This is a genomic window from Metabacillus litoralis (assembly GCF_020524045.1).
GTDB classification, from domain to species: domain Bacteria; phylum Bacillota; class Bacilli; order Bacillales; family Bacillaceae; genus Metabacillus; species Metabacillus litoralis_C.
On record NZ_JAIVKL010000009.1, the window covers coordinates 152849 to 174571 of the forward strand.

Consider the following 21723-nt stretch of genomic DNA (forward strand, 5'->3'; position numbering starts at 1 on the left):
AAAAGTGTCCATTATTGTAGTAAGCATATTTTGCCTATTTTTTCTTTCAATGAATACTGCACACGCTGAGTCAAATAAACCGATTCATTGGGGTTTTAAGAAAAGCCAAAATCATCAGCCTGCATCGGCTGGTAAGGAGTTAGATGAACTGCTAGGAAAATATGGTTCATTCTACTTGGGAGATCCTACTAAGAAGGATATTTACTTGACCTTTGATAATGGATATGAAAATGGCTACACAAGCAAAGTGTTAGATGTATTGAAGAAACGAAATGTTCCAGCTACATTTTTCATCACAGGTCACTACTTAGATACAGAAGCTGATTTGGTCAAACGTATGGTAGATGAAGGACATATTGTAGGAAATCATTCATGGTACCATCCTGATTTAACGAAACAGAATGATGAAGAGTTAAAGAAAGAACTTGAATCTGTTAGGTTAAAGGTTGAAGAAATAACAAATCAAAAAGGAATGAGTTATCTACGCCCACCAAGAGGTATTTTTAGTGAAAGAGTTTTAGCTCAAGCAAAAGATCTTGGTTATACTTCTGTATTTTGGTCGTTAGCTTTTGTTGATTGGAAAATAGATGCACAAAAGGGTTGGAAATATTCGTATGATAATATTATGAAACAAATTCATCCTGGTTCCATCCTATTGCTTCACACAGTTTCTAAGGACAATGCTGAAGCGCTTGATCATGCAATTATCGAATTAGAAAAACAAGGCTATCGTTTTAAAAGCTTAGATGATTTGATGATGAATAAGATGCTTGATCATCCATACTTATTAACCCTTTGATATGTTCAAAGGGTTTTTCCTGATCGTGCTTGCGGTATTTTTTAGATAAGGTTTCCGCTTCAAGTTAAGTTGCTATCATATCCAATTGAGCGTTCAGGGTCCTGAGTGTTCATTTTAAGAAACATAAAATGTATTTCTCTAGAAGAAGCCCCTTATGGCTGTAACTTAGAGGGAGGAGATCACCTTACCGCCTAAGCTTTTGATCTTGGGAAATGCTATAATAGTTTTAAAAGCGCCAAAGGAAGATTACTTATGTGGCTTGAAAACGTATCAATTGACGGACCTTATCATTTTGAACAGGTTATTGATCGATTATCGATGGATCCAGTTATTTCAATAGATAAATTAGAGAGATCTGTAAAAGTGCCTTTGGTCATCAATAACCATCACTATGTGATTAAAATAAAAGCAACAGGGACTATAGAAAAGCCATTGTTTGAAATTAGTGGACAAGATGAAAAAATGAAGACCAGTGTTTTACAGAAATTAAGAAGAATATTTCAGTGGGATTTTTCATTAAAAGAAATAGGATTGCATTTTCAAGATACAAATCTTTCTCAAATATTTACTGAGCATGCTGGAACACCACTTGTGTTAGAATTTGATCTTTATTCTTGCTTAATGAAAAGTATCATACATCAGCAGTTGAATTTGGCTTTTGCACATACATTAACGAAGCGATTTGTGACCAACTTCGGTTATCAAGTTGATGATGTTTGGTTTTATCCTTTACCTGAAGAAATTGCAGAACTAGATTATAAAGAATTAACAAATCTGCAATTTAGTCAAAGAAAGGCAGAGTATGTTATTGATACATCGCGATTAATTGCGAACGGGACGTTGAATCTAGCAACAATGGACATGCTTTCTGATGAAGATGTGATAAAAAAATTAACAACGGTGCGTGGCATCGGTCCTTGGACAGCACAAAGTTTATTACTTGCTGGTCTTGGTCGACCTAACCTTTTTCCAAAAGCAGATATAGGTATTCAAAAAGCTATACAAAAGCATTTCAAGCTTGATAAAAAACCAACGAGTGAGGAAATGGACATATACAGTGAACAGTGGACTCCTTATTTGAGTTATGCCACTTTGTATTTATGGAGAAGCATTGAGTAGAAACGGAGCGGTAGTAGATGAAAGAAAAAAAGCAAGAAACGGGAATTAAGTTATCACCAGGTCAAACCTTTCCCCTGACAATTAAACGCTTAGGTATTAACGGGGAAGGTGTAGGTTATTTCAAAAGACAGGTTGTATTCGTTCCTGGAGCTTTACCAGGAGAAGAGGTATTAGTAGAGGCTACAAAAATCCAAACGAAATTTGCTGAAGGTAAAGTGAAGAAAATCCGTAAATCTTCTCCATTTCGAGTAAAACCACCTTGTCCCATTTATGAAGAATGTGGAGGCTGTCAATTACAGCATCTATCGTATGATCAGCAGTTAAAAGAAAAGCGTGACATTGTTGTTCAAAGCTTGGAGAGACACACAAAACTGAAGCTAAGCTCACTGGATATTCGTCAAACAATCGGAATGGAAGATCCATGGAATTATCGAAACAAAAGTCAATTTCAGGTTGGTCAGCAAAAAGGAAAGGTGATTGCTGGTTTATATGGCTTGGATTCACACCGACTTGTACCCATCCAAAATTGTATGGTGCAGCATCCACTAACAAATAAAGTATCAGACGGAATTAAGCAAATTCTTGAGGATTTTCAAGTGCCTATTTATGATGAACGTAAACGAAAAGGAATTGTTCGAACGATTGTCACTCGTGCAGGTTTTACAACAGGTGAAGTTCAAGTTGTGTTAATTACAACGCAAAAAGAAGTTCCTAGGAAGAAGCTGATCATGGCTGAAATCCAAAAAAGATTTCCTGAAGTAAAGTCACTTGTTCAAAACATAAATGGAAACAAAACATCATTAATATTTGGAGAGAAAACGATTCATCTTAGTGGGGAAGAAGTGATTCAAGAAACACTAGGTGACTTAAGCTTTGAATTATCTGCTCGAGCCTTTTTTCAACTAAATCCTGTACAAACTGTCCAGCTTTATGATGAAGTGAAAAAGGCAGCAAATTTGTCTGGAGAAGAAAAAATCGCTGATGCTTATTGTGGTGTTGGAACGATCGGAATGTGGCTTGCGAAGGATGCTAGCGAAGTGCGTGGCATGGATACCATTGAAGAGGCAATCATCGATGCTCAGGAAAACGCTGCACGACATGGTATTGAGAATGCTACGTATGTAACAGGAACGGCCGAGCACTGGTTACCAAAATGGGTAAACGAAGGCTGGCGCCCTGATGTTGTTGTCGTCGATCCACCGCGTACAGGCTGTGATCGAAAATTACTTGATGCGATTAAACAAGTAAAGCCTAAGAAGTTTGTCTACGTCTCATGTAATCCATCAACACTTGCAAAGGATATTGATTATTTAAGTAATGATTATAAAGTTGAATATATTCAGCCTGTTGACATGTTTCCACATACTGCACATGTTGAAAATGTTGCATTGCTTGTGAAAAAATAAAGAAATAATTTCAGTTCGAGAGGTAGTGAAAGCTTCTCGAACTTTAGGTTGCTCTGTTTTAAGTAGGCTCTTTTCTTAAACTTTGTTGTTTTGACATTCTTGAAGGAAATAGCATTGAATAAAGTCTAGTGGCATTTTTTCTGCTAGAATAGTACCTTTTCTGCGATAAAAAGAAGTCCTTCAGAAAAGAGCCTGTAAGTAAAAGTGAAATAGCATAAATAATGGAGGTTTCTTGTGGATAATAACGATATATTAATTAGATTAAGATATGCATTAGATATTAAAAATAATGATATGGTAGAGATGTTTAAACTTGGCGGTGTGGATGTAACGAAAGAAGAGGTTCTAAAGATCCTAACAAAGTCAAAGGAAAATGATAATGATGATGAATATGATGAAGAAGATCTAGCTGAAAATGAGGACCATATTCGATGTGATAACGTGATGCTAGAGTCATTTTTAAACGGATTTATTACTTTTAATAGAGGACAACAAGATCCAAAGCCAGGACAACCACAAAGACCTGAAATGTCTATTAAAAGTCACGGAAGCGTGAATAATGTTGTTTTGAAAAAGTTAAAAATAGCATTAGCATTAACAAGTGAGGAAATCCAAGATATTCTAGAAGAAGCGGGAGTGACTATCACAAAAAGTGAACTAGGTGCTTTACTTCGAAAAGAGGGACATAAGAATTATAAAGAATGTGGAGATAAATACGCGAGAAATTTCTTGAAAGGCTTAGCAATTAGATATAGAAGCTGAACGATGTCTGTCCCTCAATCCCTTAACGTGTTAACGGATTGAGGGACTTTTTTTAATGGAGGCTTACAGAAGAGATAAGTCTTTGTTTCGACAAAAACCGGGGCGTGACAGGCACCAATTACATTTCTTCCCTGTATCGACCAGGTGTTAGACCCGTCCATTTTTTAAATGCGTGATGGAAGACGCTTGGTTCTGAGTAATGGAGCAAATAAGCAATTTCTGCTACTGAGTATTCTTTTTTTCTTAGTAGGTTGATTGCTAATTCTTTGCGAACCTTTGTCGAAAGATCGTTAAAGGATGTTTCCTCTGCCTTTAATTTATTTTGTAGAGTTCGGATGCTAACTCCGAAGGCTTTAGCTGTTTCTTCTAAGTTTGGAAAATATGACGGGATGCAATTTTTCATCCATTGGGTAACTTCATTAGTAAACAAATGGGAATTTGTTAATTCATCTTTATTCTCCTGAGCAATTGTCTCAAATGTTAATAGTAGTTTTGGATCTGAATATAATACATCAAAAGTAAGAACATCACTACTCATACACAAACTATTTTCTTTACAATTAAACATAGGAGTAATTCCGAAAAATGATAAATAGGGATCTGTACTGCCAGGGGATGAGTGAGTAAATTGCACTTCATGTAATGGTATATGTTGGTTGCTTAGTGTACTCAATAATCGATACAACGAACTAGCCATATCCTCTACACAGTGACGAGACATTTTTCTAGAATGCTGTGTAAATAATCGAATAAAGACTTTGTCATCTTGTTCCACCCATTCGAGGTTAAACCCGCTACATAAAATAACATTATATCTTTGATAAGCAAGTAGTGCATCTCCTATTGTTTTCGAGTGTAACATTACATATCCAAGAATCCCCATGTCTGCAAAATCCATGATTTGTCCTTGATGTAAACCAAAATACTCATCTTTCGTGAAAGCTGCAGCGCTGATCATTAATTGTTCAAATTCTTCACCTGGAATTCGGGTTTCAATATCTTGTAGCAATGCTTTATTAAACATAACATGCCTGAAAAATTCATCAGAATCATAGCCTTTGTGAACTAGTGTTTTCATAATTGGGTAAACCATAGAAATGGCAATTCCTAGGTTTTGCAAAACCTTATTCCTCCTTTACGTGATTCATCAAGATAAATGCGTTAATGATCATTTTTAATAAATTAGAAAGAGTTTATGTTTATTATAGATTATTGTTTTAAGGAGGAGTACACAGTGAGTAAAAATATTCTGATTATAATGGGTCATCCATATGATAAGAGCTTTTGTTCAGCTTTATCTGATGCTTATATGGAGGGAGCTTTAGGTATTCAAAACGTAAATGTTGAGAGAATTGAAGTGGGGAAACTTACTTTTGATCCTAACTTAAAGTTTGGTTATCAAAAGAGAGTTGAACTTGAGGAAGATTTGAGAAATGCGCAGAAGTTAATCAATTGGGCTCATCATCTTGTTTTTATATATCCTACATGGTGGGGAACGATGCCTGCTATTTTGAAGGGGTTTATTGATCGCATATTTTTACCAGGATTCGCATTTAAATATCGGGAGAATTCTATCCAATGGGATAAACTATTAAAAGGAAAATCTGCTCATCTCATCGTTACCATGGATACGCCTGCTTGGTACAATAAATGGATTTACAAGCATTCTGGGCATAATGTAATGAAGAAAAATATTCTACAATTCTGTGGTATTAGCCCAATACGCGTAACCGAGATAGGACCTGTCAAAGATTCCTCAGATAACCAACGCACAAAATGGCTTGATAAAATAAAACAATTAGGAGCTTTCACTAAATAAATCAAATTGCCCTTATCTTATTAATCTATTATTGAGTTAAAGGTCACCTGATTGATAAAGTGCATTTTGACGGTCGACAAAAACCGGGGCGTGACAGGCACCTATTCGTGTTTCATCTCACGCCCAACGGTATAAAATGTTCCTTTTGTCATTGATTTTAGTTTCTTTTTTCTGTTTTTTATTTCAATTGTTGTTTCTGGATAGGCTCCTTGGAGGACGGAGATTTCTCCTTCTCCTTTAATGGAGAGCATTTTTTCAAGTGTTTTCTTTTTGTCGTTGAGAATATTGACTTCTTTTAATTTTAAATCATGTGCTAATAGTAGCTTGGTATATTGTTCTTGTTGAGCATCGTTTAAATTCTTAGATAAGTTTTCAAAAACCTCGAGATGATGTTGGATTTCTTTATAACATAAAACAGCTTCTTTATAATTTTCGAATAACTCTTCTAACTCTTCTTTAATTTTCGAACGCTCAAATCCTTCCACTTGAATAATGGTCTTTCGCTCAGCTTTATTACCTATTTCAGTTGCGAAAACCCTTCCTTTAGCGACAATATGACCTCCAATGATTTTGCCTTTGTTTTCCTCAGTAATGACATTCTTTGCTGAAAGATTACTTCCTGTTGAGTAGAATCCTATATGAATGTCCTCTCCTGCTTCAAGACAACATTCATTTGCATGTTTAACATAAATGTTTTTCTGTGCTTTAATGACTCCGTCACCAAACACACCACCTTTTATATACACATCACCATGTAAGGATTCTATTCGGCTAACTTTTCGAACACCTAATTCTGATAAAATAGCGATATCCATCATTGCAACAGCAGAAAAACCTTCATGAACGGTTCCTTTAATTGTAATGGATCCATCAAATTCAATGTTTCCAGTTCTTATCCCCACATCACCTTCAATAAGTAGATGATTAGCAATAGAAATTTTCCCAGAAGATTTTGAGACTACGCCTTTTATTTTTGCTCGTAATACCTGCTTTTCATTTTCATCTATTAATTCGATTGAGGAAGCATCATATATCACTCGCTTATCTTTTCCTTTCTTTGCCTTTAAATCTTCACCTAAAATATTCTTACCGTTTGTGCCATCTGTAGGGGGGATTTTCTCACCTAGCCAAGCACCTATGTCTACTTCATCGATAAAATTCATATTATAAAAATCTGCTTTGCCAGATTCCTCGATCACAGGTTTTCTTTCAGATAGCTGAAAATAGTGTACAATTGCATCATTACCATGAATGGGCTCAATGCCTACGGCTACAATGATTTCCTTTCTAGGGAGAAGTTCACCTTCAATCACATCCATAAGAAATCCATTAGATACTTCATTTTTTTCAAGAATGTGTAATATCGCTTCTGATAAACTTGGCTTGAGTTCCTCAAATTCTTGATTCGTCGCAAGAATCTTTATGCTAGCTTTCATTTTGTCTTTAGAAATAGAGCAAGTGATAAGTGGTAAATAGTCTCCGATGTTACAACTTTCATTTGTAGCTTCATCCATTGCTTTTTTTAGGTTTGCAAAAGAGGTAAGTGACACTCTTGGGAATCCTTCTAGAACTTTATTGAAATTTAAAAGCGTGTATCCTTTTTTGAAAACTGTAATATGAATTGAAGTAGAATTTATTATATCTAATTGAAAGAAATCATTTTTCAATAAGTTCATTAAGGTTCACCTTCCGGGTTGTATGTGGGTAGGAAATTATCACTAATAAAAAATGGAGATTTTGGTACTTTATGTAACCGTTTTCTTTTAATATACCATAATTTATCGGGTGATTTAGTGAAAATTTAGAATTGTATTATAATAGGATGTGTATCCTTCATTTTATTGTTGTAAAGACAGATTAAAAGAGTAAATGCACTTGAATATTTTTACATTATTTACATCTCTTATAAGGTATAATGATGTAGGTTAAATATATATAAAGGGAGAGAGAAAGATGGATTCTTCTTTGCCAGTGTTGGGGAAAGATCGTATTATAACAATTGATATTATTCGGGGGTTTGCGTTATTTGGTATTTTCCTTGTCAATATGCCAGCTTTTCATTCGTCTGAATTTTTAGGAATGATATACAGTGTTGAGCATGCACATACCGAAGCAGATTATTGGATGGATTTCTTTTTTTCATTATTTATTGATATGAAATTCTTTACGATCTTTTCTTTTTTATTTGGTCTTGGTTTTTATATTTTTATGAGTCGAGCGGAAGAAAAGGGCTTGAAAATGAAGAGGCTTTTTGCAAGAAGAATGGTTGCTTTACTTGTTATAGGTTTATTGCACTTGGTTTTATTATGGTTTGGTGATATTTTACATACTTACGCAATAACAGGCTTTTTACTGTTGTTATTCTATAAGCGTAAAATAAAAACCATGATTATTTGGGCAATTAGTTTACTTGTTGTCTACAATTTGATGATGAGTATTTCCCTAATAGTTCCTGACTCTATACTTGATGAAATAAACAAAGAATCAATGTTGGTTTATGAAGAAAAGATAGATGAATATGTAGAAGCTTATGAATCAGCAGGTTATGTTGAGTGGGTGTCTTATCGAATTCAAACAGAAGTAATTCCAGTACTATCTAATTTAATCGTAAATATGATACCTATTTTGGCGATGTTTCTGTTTGGTTTGGCAGCTGGAAAAGCAGGTGTTTTTAAACCAAATACAAGTTATCAAAGCCTTATCCGCAAAGTGTCGCTAATCATGGCATTTGTTAGTATTCCCTTACTGGTATTATTAGCTTTAGCTAAATTAGAAATCCTAGGAAAAGGGTTTAAAAACGTTATTTATGTGGAGTTATTTACTAGTTTAAGTGGAGTAACTTTATGTTTCTTTTACATTTCAACTTTAACTCTATTATTAAGAAAACAACAATGGCAGAAGAGACTTCGTCCATTAGGTTATGCGGGACAGATGGCTCTTACAAACTATTTATCACAGTCTATCATTTGTATGGGCATTTTTGTTTTGGGTGGCTTGTATAATCAGATTAGCTTATTAACAGGAACAGTCATTTGTGTTACGATCTTTGCTCTTCAGATGTTAGTTAGCTACTACTGGCTAAAAACATATCAATTTGGACCAATTGAATGGTTATGGAGATCTTTTACTTATGGAAAGTTGCAGCGTATTAAAAAGAAAAAATTACGTATTGATAATGTCTCGTAAACATGTTGATAACTTCCGATACAGGCAGTTGCTTTCCACAGGGGAGAAATAAGATTTTTCTAACTATGAGGTTCTAAAGTCTCCTAGTTATTGGTCAATAAAGTTCAAAAGTATGATTAAGCTTTTAACAAAGCTATAAATAATTGAATATAGCAAGATATATTATCTGGCTGTTGTTCATATGTTAACAGGGAGTATTTTTCAATTGCTTTACGAAAAGGCATGAGATCATACTCCCTATATTTGTTTGAAGATGAAAAAAGAAGTGATTTACTAGAATCAGGTTGATCGATCTCTTTAGCAGACAATAATCCTCCCACTAATAGTCCGTGAATTGGACTTTTTTTAGTATAAAGGAACCTTTTCCAATGATCATTAGTAAACCGAATACAACACACATATAGTTGATTTTATTTTAGAATGTGTTGATGATAGAAAAAAGGGGAAATAATGGATACATAAACTATTCTTTATTAGGAGGAAATAATTTGAGAAAAAAAGTGACTGTCATTGGTGGGGGATTAGCTGGTATGTCTGTGGCAATCCGTTTAGCTGCAAAGAAATATGATGTAACAATTTTAGAAAAAGGGGAAAGACTTGGGGGGAAACTCAATATTCGTAAAGGAAAAGGATTTACTTTTGATACAGGTCCTTCGATTTTAACGATGCCATGGGTGCTTGAAAAACTCTTTTCTGATGTGGGGAAAAATGTTCATGATTATCTTGATATTGTTCGAGTGGAACCAGGTTGGAGAACGTTTTTTGAAGATGGAACAAAAATTGATTTAACAAGTGATCTGCCAACAATGCTTCAAGAATTAAAAAAGGTATCTGTTGAAGATTCACAATCCTTTCTTTCATATCTTCAATATTGTGAAAAGCAATATGACCTCATGATGAAAAGCTTCTATAAAGAGAATATAAATGGATTGCAGGATTTGCGTAAAAAACATCCTCTTAAGGAATTGTTAATGATGGATCCGATGAAATCTCTTGACCAAGCAACAAGTAAATTCTTCAAAGATAAACATATTCAACAATTGATGAACTTTTTAATTATGTATATAGGATCTTCGCCATATCAAGCACCAGCAATTCTTAGTCAACTCGCACATGTTCAGCTTGGAATTGGTGTTTATTATGTGAAAGGTGGAATGTATAAGATAGCCGAGGCAATGGAACAGCTTTTACAAGAGTTAGGTGTAACTGTACATGTAAATAGTAAGGTAACAGAAATAGAAAAGTCAGGAAATCAGGTTAATAAGGTTATCACTGAAAATGGTGAACAATATTCTTCTGATCTAGTCATTTCAAATTTAGAGGTTATCCCGTTTTATGATTCTATGCTAGAAGATGAAGCTGAAAAAAATCGTGCCAAAATGGACTTGAAAAAATTTGAGCCAACTGTTTCAGGATTAGTGCTGTTATTAGGTGTAAATAAAAAATATGAGCATTTAGCACATCATAATTTCTTCTTTTCAGAAGATCGGAAAAAAGAGTTTGAACAAATATTTAATAAAAAAGAATTAGCTGATGATCCAACTGTATATATTGGAATTTCATCAAAGTCTGATTCATCTCAAGCGCCTGAAAATATGGAGAATTTATTTGTCCTCACCCATGTTCCACCTCTTCAGGAAGGAGAAACATGGGAGCAGCATAAGGAAACGTATCGAGAACTTGTGCTTTCAAAGCTAGAACGCATGGGGATGACGGGTTTGCGTGAATCAATTGAGTTTGAATATAGTTTTACTCCTGATGATATTAAGCAATTGTACGGATCTAATGGCGGATCAATTTATGGAGTTGTGACAGATAAGAAAATGAATGGTGGCTTTAAAATTCCGAGTAGAAGTAAACTTTTTGAAAACGTCTATTTTGTTGGAGGATCAACACATCCGGGCGGAGGCGTACCGATGGTAACATTGTCAGGTCAATTAACAGCAGATCTTATTTTAGAGGATGAAGGTAAGGAAGGGAAGAAGATCGGCTAGAACGTAAATGTGTGGATGAATTAGGACATGTGAATGATGATGATAGTCGTTGTTTAGACGTGTTCTTTCCTTTTGCTTACTAACATAAACTGTAGTTCTACTTGTTTGTTAATTTCTGTTTTAGACGTTTCATGTGTCTGCCAACAGTGTAGGAGCACCTCGGCAATTGCTTAGTACGAGGTGCTTTCTATTACATTGCTTGGTTTTATACTGAGGGAAATGTGATCATTTTCAGCTGTTGAGATTGAGAACGCTGCATATGAAAAAGGTAAGAATTTATCAAGTCATCTCAAAGGAGATAAAAGATGGTCGCTGGGATAATAGCTATTATTTTCTTTCTATTTTTGTGTTATCGTATACCAAAAATTAATTCTAAGTATCTACAACCGGCAGAAGTTCATTTAGCATCTCTATCAATTATTATTCCTGCAAGAAACGAAGAAGCTACACTTGGTACACTTCTGCACTCTATAAAATCTCAAGCTGAACAACCGCTTGAGATTATTGTTGTTGATGATCATTCAACAGATAAAACAAGAGAGATTGCTTTAGATTTTGGTGTGAAAGTTGTAGACAATCCTCCATTACCTCAAGGGTGGCTTGGAAAATCATGGGGATGCTGGAATGGAGCGAAACATGCTAAAGGTAATTATTTAATGTTTGTTGATGCTGATACGTGGTTTGTTTCAAAAGGTATAAAAAGAGCGATCACATTTTTTGTGAATCATCCTTACCAGTTGTTAACCATTCACCCTTATCATAAGATGGAAAGAGCGTATGAGAAATTATCTGGTATTTTTCATAGTATTGTTTTTATTTCAAGTGGTGTAACGACATTATTTAGTAACAAAGCTACCATTAGGGGTGGGTTTGGTCAGTGCTTAATGAGTGAGCGAGATACTTACTTTGAATTAGGTGGACACGAGTCGATCAAAGGAGAAGTAGTGGAAAACCTTGCTTTTATACAACGTGCTGCCTCCTATAATTATAAAGTTCATGCAATTGGTGGAAATGACGTAATCAATATGAGGATGTATCAGGATGGAGTTATTAGTGTATTTAAAGGCTGGAGTAAAAGCTTTGCATCAGGTTCAAAAATGACTCATCCGATTTTAATGGTTTTTATTGTTTTATGGATCTCAGCTTTGTTCTCTTTTATGGCAAACAGTGTTTCTCTGATAACTGAAGCTCCTTACATATTTATTCTATTATATAGTTGTATTGCCTATTTATTTTATAGAATGCTAAAAGACATAGGAAATTTTACATTCTTCGATGCTTTTCTTTTTCCAGTGCACATTCTCTTTTTTATCGTTGTGTTTTGCTTTTCTTTTTTTAGTACGTTTATTTTGAAGAATTCTTCCTGGAAAGGGCGTAGCATTCATATGACAAAGCATAGAGATGATCAAGAGCTATGATCTTTCTGCTAAATGTGACGGCATGGCTATTTATTCATTTTTTAGGGGCATATATTCCTTCTAAGTTTAATTCAGCCTTCATTCAGCGATTTTCTTGGCTGTATCCAGTGCATCAGTGGGAAATCAGCGTTTATGAGACACTCAAAATAAAAAAATGGAAAGAAAAACTACCAGATGGAGGAGACTGGACGAAAGGCGGAATAAAAAAGAAAGATATTAATATTAGAAATAAGGAAGGAATAGAACGCTTTTTACTCGAAACCAAAAGAGCAGAGCTATCACACTTGTTGCAAATCCTACCTGCTCCACTATTCTTCACATTTAATGACCCCATATCTGGAGTCATTATGATCATCTACGCATGTTGCTTTAATACCCCGTTTATTATGATACAGCGGTATAATCGATTTCGACTGATTCGGTGCCTGTCACGCCCCGGATATTGTCGAAATCCTTTCGACAAATCACGGGGCGTGACAGGCACCCAAGCGTATAATAAAGGTAACGAAGAAAAGACTAGGATGTAAAGAATATACTATTTTACAGTTTAAAGGAGATACCATGACTAAGAGTAATGAAAGAAACGAAATAGGTTGGAATATAGATACTAGTTATGCTCGTTTGTCACATTCATTTTTTACAGAGCAAGAGCCAAATCCTGTGGAGTCTCCAAAGATGATTATTCTTAATTCTTCACTTGCGCAATCACTAGGATTAAACATAGGAAGTTTGCATAGTGAAGGTGCTGTTTCAGTGTTTGCAGGTAACGCAAAAATAGAAGAAACTATGCCTCTTGCACAGGCTTATGCGGGTCATCAATTTGGTCATTTTAATATGTTAGGAGACGGACGTGCATTGTTGCTTGGTGAGCAAATTACACCAAAGGGTGAGCGTGTGGATCTACAGCTTAAAGGTTCTGGTAGAACAAAGTATTCCCGTGGTGGTGATGGTCGGGCAGCACTAGGGCCGATGCTTCGTGAATATATTATGAGTGAAGCCATGCATGCTCTTGGTATTCCGACTACGAGGAGCTTAGCGGTAGTGGCAACTGGAGAACATATTATCCGTGAAACTGAGCTTCCAGGTGCAATATTAACTCGTGTTGCTTCTAGTCATTTGCGTGTTGGTACATTTGAATACGCTGCAAATTTCACAACGATAGAGCAATTAAAAGAGTTGGCTGACTATGCGATCAATCGTCATTATCCTGAGATTGAAGCAGATGAAAACAAATATCTGTCTTTACTTAATAAAGTGATATCGCGTCAAGCTGAATTAATCACAAGATGGCAGTTAGTTGGATTTATTCACGGTGTGATGAATACTGATAACGTCACGATCAGTGGTGAAACGATTGATTATGGTCCTTGTGCGTTTATGAATGAATATGATCCTGCTACAGTGTTTAGCTCTATTGATGTTCAAGGTCGCTATGCTTATGGTAACCAGCCGAAAATCGGAGGCTGGAATCTCGCACGCTTTGCTGAAGCTTTAATTCCTCTATTAAATGAGAATGAAGAAAAAGCACTCGAACTAGCTCAGGAAGCTGTGCTTGAATATCCTAAAATGTATCATGCTAACTGGCTTACAGGAATGCGTGCTAAATTAGGACTATTCACTGAAGAAGAACAGGATGAGGTATTAATTAATAACCTGCTAGAAATGATGAAAAATCACCATGCAGATTATACAAATACATTTAGAGCTTTAGCTAACGAAAAACTTGAAGATACTAATATTCATTTATTTAGAACATCTGAATTTACTACTTGGCATAATAAATGGCAAGAGAGGTTAAGCAAGCAAGAGGAATCATTAACATCATCTTATGAATGGATGAAAAAAAGTAATCCTGCAGTCATCCCGAGAAATCACTTAGTAGAAGAAGCTTTAGAAGCAGCAGTAGAAAATGATAATTATCGTGTAATGGAGAATTTACTTGAAGTTCTTTCAAATCCTTACAAAGACTCTGCTGAATCCATTTACTGTTCATTACCACCAGAATCTTTCGGTCCTTATCGTACCTACTGTGGTACCTGATCAAATGAAATAGTCATTTGGAGGGTCTGACTCCATATAACAATAGAGAATCACTTCTTTATAGGAAGGTTTTATCTATTGTTTATATGGGATCAGACCCTTTTTGCATGAGTTTAAGAGGAGGCTTTCCGATCTAATTCTAGAAAAGCGAATGCGCCCAGCAGACATCGATAAACATGGTGATTTAAGCTAATAGATAAAATAAATACGGGAAATAATAACAATCGGAAAGAAAAAAACGCCGAGGAGACAGGCTTTATTCTCCCAATATGACATATGTCATACCCTACATATGACACCTACTACTTACAATGATATTTTATGATCTCTATAATAAGACTTAACATCACATACGAAGGGAATTAACTAAATGTCAAATCTAAAAACTTTGAAAAAAGAAATTGCTCCCTATGAAAAATCAACAACAAAGGAAAGTATATGGCAGATTATTAATACAGTTGGCCCGTTTCTAATTTTGTGGATTCTTGCTTATCAAAGCTTGGCTATATCTTATTGGTTAGCTTTAGTACCAATCATAATTGCAGCAGGATTTTTAACAAGAATATTTATTATATTCCATGATTGCACACACTTCTCTTTCTTTAAAAGTCGCCGTGCCAACCGTATTCTTGGAACAATGATGGGTGTATTAACGTTATTCCCGTTTGATCAATGGGGCCATGACCATGCTGTTCATCATGCGACAAGTGGTAACTTAGATAAGCGTGGTACAGGAGATATTTGGACACTTACTGTTAAAGAATATAAAGAAGCACCACTAAAACTTCGTTTAGCATATCGTTTCTATCGTAATCCTTTTGTTATGTTCGGTCTTGGTCCGATCTATGTTTTCCTTTTGAAAAATAGATTTAACCGTAAAAATGCTAGGAAGAAAGAACGTAACAACACATATTTAACAAACCTAATTATTGCAGCTTTAGTAGCAATCTTATGTGTAACACTAGGATGGCAATCTTTCCTACTTGTGCAAGGATCGATTTTCATGATTTCTGGATCTATCGGTATTTGGTTATTTTATGTACAACACACATTTGAAGATTCTTATTTTGAAGTGAATAGTGAGTGGGAATATGTTTTAGCAGCTGTTGAAGGAAGTTCTTTCTATAAACTGCCTAAATTTATGCAATTCCTAACTGGAAACATTGGTTATCACCATGTTCATCACTTAAGCCCAAGAGTTCCTAACTATAAACTTGAAAAAGCACATAATAATACAGAGCCATTACAAAATGTACCAACAATTTCTCTTGCAACAAGCTTGAAGTCACTTCGCTTCCGTTTGTGGGATGAAGATGCTAAGAATTTTGTAAGCTTTAGAGAAGTGAAGTCATTAGCCCGAAAAGCTATAACTACACGTTCAACTCAACCAAAGCCTGAGCTTTAATTTTAGAAGACCTGACCGATTCTCCTTTCACTAGTAAAGGAGAATCTTTACTTAGTAACACCCATAAGGAGAGAACATAAATGATTACAGTTGTAATAGCAGAGGATCATGAGTTAGTGTTAGGGACCATAGGATCCCTGCTCGATTTAGAGGATGATATGAAAGTGGTTGGGCAAGAAAACAGTGTGGATGGAGTTCTTACACTTGTTAACGAACTTCGACCAGATATTTGTTTGATGGATATTGACATGCTTGAAACTGGGATTGCCGAAAAGCTAAACAAAATGGGTTGTAAAGTATTGGCTTTAACAACATTTGCTAAATCAGGTAGTTTTCAACGAGTGATTTCCGAAGATGTAAGAGGCTATCTATTGAAGGATACTCCTAGTGATGAGCTAACTGCATCCATCCGTTATATTATGAGAGAAATGCGAATATATTCCCCAACCCTAACTGAGGAACATCATAATGAAGCCAACAATAGTGTTGAACCTTTGATAAGTAATCAAGTTAAGACTAACACTTCAAAGCACTATGATAAAACTCTAGGAACTGTTAGAAGCTACTTGACAACTATCAAGGATAAAATAAAGTTACCAACAGGGTAAATAAAATATATAATTCATAGAAGGAGGATGGATGAATGAATCTATTCTCCTTTTTCATGTTTTGGTTATGTTAAAGTTTGATGTTTATTTTGAGTACTTTGTTGAATGGAGTTGAATATGGATCTCCTGTTTAGAGAAGCGAGTCAAAGGGAGACTCCACAGGCGGGTAGCTTATGAGAACTGAGTAGTACAACTAATAATAAGAAAACAGGATGAAAATCGAAAGAAAACCATTACATCAATTTTCATCTATATGAAAAAATAATATTAGGAAACTGACACATTCTACAATTGATTTTGAATAAGGCTGTTTTCGTAAACTTTGTTGCTTTAACAACTCCTAGTAAACAGCACTATTTAAAGCGTAGTGGCATCTTTTCTTCATAAGATAGTACCTATTTTGCTATAACAACAATGTCTCCACTGTATAATTAGGTCAATTAGCAACAATCATTCAAAAAAGAGTCTTAAATAAAGTATTCAACAATAAACGTAGATGAATTATAGTTAAAGGTAAAATGCTAGATAAAGAACAACAAAGGGAGTGCCAAAATTTGAGTAACCAGAAGGAAGTCACACTTTATTTTATTCGGCACGGAGAAACTCAATATAATGTGGAAAAAAGAATGCAGGGATTTTGTGATTCACCACTAACCGAAAAAGGAATTTTACAAGCAAAATCTGTTGGTAAAGGATTATCTTCTATCGAGTTCGAAGCTGCTTATTCTAGTGACAGTCAGAGAGTTCTTGATACAGCGAAATTCGCAATCGGTGATCGCAATATTCCAATATCTGTTGATAAACGTCTAAAGGAAATGAACTTTGGTGTTTTTGAATCTTTGTTACAAGAAGAAATCTCAAGTTTATATGGAGATGCACTAAAAACATTGTTCAGCCTTGATTTACATGCATCTGCTCCAGAAGGTGAGTCTTATTCACAGTTATATGAAAGAACAGAAAATGCTATTGCAGATATTGTGAAAAAGCATTCAGCAAACGGAGGAAACATTCTCATTTTTTCACATGGAGTGACAATCGGGAATTATATTATTCAGCTAACCAATAGTAAAAAATTCACTTTACATGAAAATTGTAGTGTAACGGTAGTTAGTTACAAGAATGGTCAGCCGAAAATCGAGAAAATAGCTGACACATCATTTAGAGAAAATGGTCGGAAGAGTATTTAGTTTAGCTTTAAAGCTTGTAAGAGAAGAATTTTCATGAAGTTTGTTGAGGACATATATATCTTCTTCTTTAGGCATGAAGTCTATATCAATCTTAGAATCTAGAACTTGGTATCTTTCAAGAAAAGTATGTGTGATCAAAAGTCAAAAATGTCTAAATTTCCACACTGCAAAATAAAGTGATTCCTCTAATATTGTGGTAATATTGTCAAAATTACTTCAATATGAATGAGATGTATGCTGTAACCCACAAATATATATGATTTTTAGTTTGTATTACTTTAAAACATGTGGAACAATTGTGAAACAAGAAAAAACGGGGAGTGACAGGCACCCAATAAGTAGAGGTAATGTGTGTATGAATGAGGAGTTAATACAAAATGCTGATGGTTGTTATCAGTTGGCTGAGCAGAGGGCCGCTGATTATTTTCATTTGCTTTATAACCAAGTGATGGAAAAAGCCTATGTTCCTAGCTTATCAGTAGAGTTTCAATTATGGAAAAAGAATCATGTTCGTCATTCATTTTTTTCCTTATTTACACGTAGAAAGAAAAAAGTGGATTCTAACGATTATCACACCTATATACAGTGGTTGAAATATACAGGAAGGCTAGATCATTATCTTGATCGAAGCATTTCATATATTTATATGCGTGATCTCGGAAAGAAACTTGATACTCCTGAGACACAAGCTAGAATTACAAGTGTTGTTCGCGATTTAAAAGAAAAACTAACTGATAAACAAAAGGAAACTGATACCTTTAGTATGAGCCTGTTATACAGAATGGCGGAAAAGAATGGTGTGGAAGAAACATTTATTTGGTTAGTAAATAAATTGAAAATAGTAGCTTCCAATATTCCACAAGGAATGGATGCAGCAAACGCTCAGCGAAAGTTAATTAAAATTATAGCTGGCGTGATTATGCATGTGATTGAAGAAATGGATGAAAACGTAACCCCTGATGAACGTACTAAAAAGCTTGATGTAGCCATAAGGCTTGGCTATTGCTATGGACTAACATATCCTTTTATTGATGATCTTCTTGATGCCAACATTTTATCTGATCATGAAGAAAGACAATATTCTCAGCTCATTCGTACATCACTTTTGACAGGATCTGTTCCAGAAATCGGTGAGTGGCGAGGGAAAAATAAGGAGTTAATTACCTATATTCATAAAGAACTCAAAAGTGCTTTTGAATACATTAAACACAATCAACGAAAAGAGACAATATCCTCTTTTTTTGAGCAATCATTTGTATTTTTTCAATCTCAGGAAATTGATCGTGTGAAAACCTTAAGCAATCCAAGCTATACGAATGAAGAGCTGTATATCCCGATCATATTAAAATCCTCTTCGTCACGTTTAATTATCCGATCTGTTATCAGTGCCCAAGAAGACAAGGGATTTGATGAACGAACCTTCTATTATGGTATATACAATCAGCTTGCAGATGATTTTGCTGATATGTTCAATGATTTGGAGGATGGGGCTGTCACACCATACACATATTATTTAACATATCATAATAAACGATCTGATCTTATCAATCCTTTTGAATTATATTGGACGGTTATTTCCAACCTAATACTTAATGTTTATCAATCAGATACGAAGGCCAGTGAAGTTATTTTAGATCGAGCAATCAATGGATTGAAACGATACAAAGAAAAAATGGGAACAACAAAATACAATGAGGTAATGAACGTTTTTGCATCAGGAAGCACTGAATTTAATAACCTCATTCAAAAGCTTGTAAACAAAGCAGATGATGTAGATTTCTTAGACAAATTGCTTCGTGATCATATGATAACAAATTTGAAAATTGAACAACAAGAACAAGATGATTTTTTAGAAACAATCGAGACAGTACGTAATCAAATTAACACGATCTTACCTATTGAAAAAAACAGTGATCGTACTTTGATGAAAGAACCAATCATTGATGCTGCTAACTATAGTTTAAATGGTGATGGAAAACGACTGAGACCAATCATGACATGGATGATGGGGATTAATGAATATAACCTAGATCAGTCTGCCATTGTTCCCCTTTTGAGATCGCTTGAATATATGCATACGGCTTCTCTCATTTTTGATGATTTACCATCACAAGATAATGCATCGATTCGTAGAGGAAATCGAACTTTACATGAGGTATATAATATTGCGACAGCAGAGTTAACAGGTCTCTTTTTAACACAAAGAGCCATTTGGGAACAAGCATCTCTAGAAAAATTTGATACAGTATCTGTTCTTCGTTTGATTCAATATTCAGCTAAAACAACCGAGGATATGTGTAAAGGCCAGACGATGGATCTTGATTCAAAAGGAAAGCTATTAACAGAGGAACAACTGAATATGATGAGTTATTATAAAACAGGTCTAGCATTTGAAGCTTCTCTTATTATGCCAGCTATCCTTGCAAACGCATCAGAAGTAGAAATGAATGCTTTGAAAAAATATGCCTATCATGCAGGTATTGCATTTCAAATCAAAGATGATCTTCTTGATGTTGAAGGTGATTCGACATTACTAGGAAAAATAGTGGGAAAAGATGCTTCAAACAACAACTCAACATTTGTTTCAATATTAGGGTCTATCGAGGCAAAAAAAATGATGTGGAATCATTATTGTCATGCAATTGAATCACTGCAGCAGGTACCACGTAACACAACATTTCTCAAACATCTAGTAAATTACATCGTGCATCGAGAAAAATAGAAGGAAAGAAAAAACAAATGCCCAAAATAATGGTGAGTATTTGTTTTTTTTGCCTATATTTTCACTTCACTTTGATTTGAGAGAGAGGAAGTATGAAGGCTCCTGCTTACAAAGGTGTTACCTGCTAAACTCCTTGTGCGGTGGGTAGCCCGATTGTGAAAGAACCATGTCTAAAACAGAGGCAACCAACAAAGCCTTGATTAAAATAGTGCTTTAGTCTATAAATCAAGCTATACTTATCCTGTTTTTGGGTAGAATAGAGAGAAAAAATAAAAATGTGGTGTATTTCATGGTGCATAATTTTTTACATGTATACTTAATGAACTCAATTAGCTTTGATCATTTAATAGAAGTTGAAAAGTCATATTTTGAAACATTGAATCAATACTGGAGAGATCAAAATTATTTAACAGCAAGATGGTGGATATTAGTTGTTTTAAGTGTTTTGGCACCAATTACTTGGTGGAAGCTTGTTGATAAGAAAAACTTAATTGAAATAACTGCTTTTGGCTTGTTTTATGGAGTTTCTGCAATTATCCTCGATTCGATTGGAAGCAATGCAATGGTCTGGACTTATTCTGTTCGTCTTACTCCATATTTAATACCACAATTATATCCTTACGATGTGGGTGTCGTTATTGTTCCATTTATGATTGTCTACCAATATTGGGGAAATAAAACGATAAATTTTATCATAGCAGCAGGATTTTTATCAGCATTTTTAGCTTTTATTGCAGAACCAGTTATGGAGTGGCTAGAAATTTATCATGAAATAACTTGGAAAAATATATATTCTTTTCCGATCTATTGGATATTAGGAATTATTTGTTGGTTCATCATCAAAAGATTTAAAAAAATTGAGCGTAATTTTAAATAGTAGGGAAGATCCATACGCTATGTTTAATACATTTCGTTTTATTATACAGTTTTTTCTAAGTATTGCCGTTCTGTAAAGAGACTGGGACATAATTAAAGAAATCATCCAAAAAGATGAATCAATCTAAATTCAGTTAAGCTGATAAACAAGTTCGTTCCAAGCGTTGCAGACACTCCATTGGCCGGGGAGGAAGCTGAGCCCAATGTCATCAAGCTAAGAAACCAATAATTTACATCTACATCATACCTATGGTAGTTTACACGTGTTTTTAACGCTTGTTTTAGATCTAGTCTCTAAAAAAGGCAATAGGATGCCCGGGGCTTGGGTTTTACATTTTTTCAAGCCCCTACATTTTTATATTTACTTCTTTCAATTGAATAA

General features: G+C 34.8%; 18 protein-coding genes. 15 read left to right on the plus strand and 3 right to left on the minus strand.

Annotated elements, in window-relative coordinates:
• Window positions 1–49: 49 nt before the first annotated feature.
• From pdaA to LC076_RS15370, 4 genes are all read left to right on the plus strand, one after another.
• Window positions 50–799 (plus strand): delta-lactam-biosynthetic de-N-acetylase, encoded by a 750-nt coding sequence (gene pdaA, locus LC076_RS15355; RefSeq protein ID WP_413465997.1) that lies wholly within the window; start codon window positions 50–52, stop codon window positions 797–799.
• A 252-nt stretch (window positions 800–1051) separates the two neighbouring features.
• Entirely contained in the window at window positions 1052–1918 is an 867-nt protein-coding gene (locus LC076_RS15360; protein ID WP_226669984.1) for a DNA-3-methyladenine glycosylase family protein, read from the plus strand.
• A gap of 17 nt (window positions 1919–1935) precedes the next feature.
• Window positions 1936–3324, plus strand: coding sequence for a 23S rRNA (uracil(1939)-C(5))-methyltransferase RlmD (gene rlmD, locus LC076_RS15365; protein ID WP_226669985.1), 1389 nt, complete (start codon window positions 1936–1938; stop codon window positions 3322–3324).
• Window positions 3325–3618: 294 nt separating this feature from the next.
• Window positions 3619–4086: a DUF1456 family protein gene (locus LC076_RS15370; protein ID WP_413465998.1), complete on the plus strand. Its 468-nt coding sequence runs from the start codon at window positions 3619–3621 to the stop codon at window positions 4084–4086.
• A 118-nt stretch (window positions 4087–4204) separates the two neighbouring features.
• On the opposite strand, the gene LC076_RS15375 is transcribed toward LC076_RS15370, so the two are convergent.
• Window positions 4205–5206: an AraC family transcriptional regulator gene (locus LC076_RS15375; protein WP_226669987.1), complete on the minus strand. Its 1002-nt coding sequence runs from the start codon at window positions 5204–5206 to the stop codon at window positions 4205–4207.
• 114 nt (window positions 5207–5320) lie between these two features.
• Between LC076_RS15375 and LC076_RS15380 the strand changes: the two genes are divergently transcribed.
• Complete coding sequence (locus LC076_RS15380) at window positions 5321–5905, plus strand: NAD(P)H-dependent oxidoreductase (protein WP_226669988.1); 585 nt, start codon at window positions 5321–5323, stop codon at window positions 5903–5905.
• Between the two features lie 101 nt (window positions 5906–6006).
• Here the strand turns inward: LC076_RS15380 and LC076_RS15385 are convergent, their stop codons facing one another.
• Window positions 6007–7581: a FapA family protein gene (locus LC076_RS15385; protein ID WP_226669989.1), complete on the minus strand. Its 1575-nt coding sequence runs from the start codon at window positions 7579–7581 to the stop codon at window positions 6007–6009.
• Window positions 7582–7858: 277 nt separating this feature from the next.
• Between LC076_RS15385 and LC076_RS15390 the strand changes: the two genes are divergently transcribed.
• Window positions 7859–9091 carry a DUF418 domain-containing protein gene (locus LC076_RS15390; protein ID WP_226669990.1) on the plus strand — a complete coding sequence of 411 codons (1233 nt, stop codon included), beginning with the start codon at window positions 7859–7861 and terminating at the stop codon, window positions 9089–9091.
• Between the two features lie 116 nt (window positions 9092–9207).
• On the opposite strand, the gene LC076_RS15395 is transcribed toward LC076_RS15390, so the two are convergent.
• The gene (locus LC076_RS15395; protein WP_226669991.1) at window positions 9208–9399 is read right to left on the minus strand and encodes a hypothetical protein; all 192 of its coding nucleotides are present in this window, start codon (window positions 9397–9399) and stop codon (window positions 9208–9210) included.
• Between the two features lie 180 nt (window positions 9400–9579).
• Between LC076_RS15395 and LC076_RS15400 the strand changes: the two genes are divergently transcribed.
• The 9 genes from LC076_RS15400 (at window position 9580) to LC076_RS15440 (ending at window position 21342) form a co-directional block, all read left to right on the plus strand.
• Complete coding sequence (locus LC076_RS15400) at window positions 9580–11085, plus strand: phytoene desaturase family protein (RefSeq protein ID WP_226669992.1); 1506 nt, start codon at window positions 9580–9582, stop codon at window positions 11083–11085.
• A gap of 305 nt (window positions 11086–11390) precedes the next feature.
• Window positions 11391–12503, plus strand: coding sequence for a glycosyltransferase (locus LC076_RS15405; protein WP_226669993.1), 1113 nt, complete (start codon window positions 11391–11393; stop codon window positions 12501–12503).
• Complete coding sequence (locus LC076_RS15410) at window positions 12500–13030, plus strand: glycosyl-4,4'-diaponeurosporenoate acyltransferase (RefSeq protein WP_226669994.1); 531 nt, start codon at window positions 12500–12502, stop codon at window positions 13028–13030. Before LC076_RS15405 ends, LC076_RS15410 begins: the two co-directional genes overlap by 4 nt.
• Window positions 13031–13064: 34 nt before the next feature.
• Window positions 13065–14543, plus strand: coding sequence for a protein adenylyltransferase SelO (locus tag LC076_RS15415; RefSeq protein ID WP_226669995.1), 1479 nt, complete (start codon window positions 13065–13067; stop codon window positions 14541–14543).
• 370 nt (window positions 14544–14913) lie between these two features.
• Window positions 14914–15948 (plus strand): fatty acid desaturase, encoded by a 1035-nt coding sequence (locus LC076_RS15420; RefSeq protein WP_226669996.1) that lies wholly within the window; start codon window positions 14914–14916, stop codon window positions 15946–15948.
• 80 nt (window positions 15949–16028) lie between these two features.
• Complete coding sequence (locus tag LC076_RS15425) at window positions 16029–16556, plus strand: response regulator (RefSeq protein WP_226669997.1); 528 nt, start codon at window positions 16029–16031, stop codon at window positions 16554–16556.
• Between the two features lie 554 nt (window positions 16557–17110).
• The gene (locus LC076_RS15430; protein WP_226669998.1) at window positions 17111–17743 is read left to right on the plus strand and encodes a histidine phosphatase family protein; all 633 of its coding nucleotides are present in this window, start codon (window positions 17111–17113) and stop codon (window positions 17741–17743) included.
• A gap of 355 nt (window positions 17744–18098) precedes the next feature.
• Window positions 18099–20465 (plus strand): polyprenyl synthetase family protein, encoded by a 2367-nt coding sequence (locus tag LC076_RS15435; RefSeq protein WP_226670004.1) that lies wholly within the window; start codon window positions 18099–18101, stop codon window positions 20463–20465.
• 289 nt (window positions 20466–20754) lie between these two features.
• Entirely contained in the window at window positions 20755–21342 is a 588-nt protein-coding gene (locus LC076_RS15440) for a CBO0543 family protein (protein WP_226669999.1), read from the plus strand.
• Window positions 21343–21723: the final 381 nt, after the last annotated feature.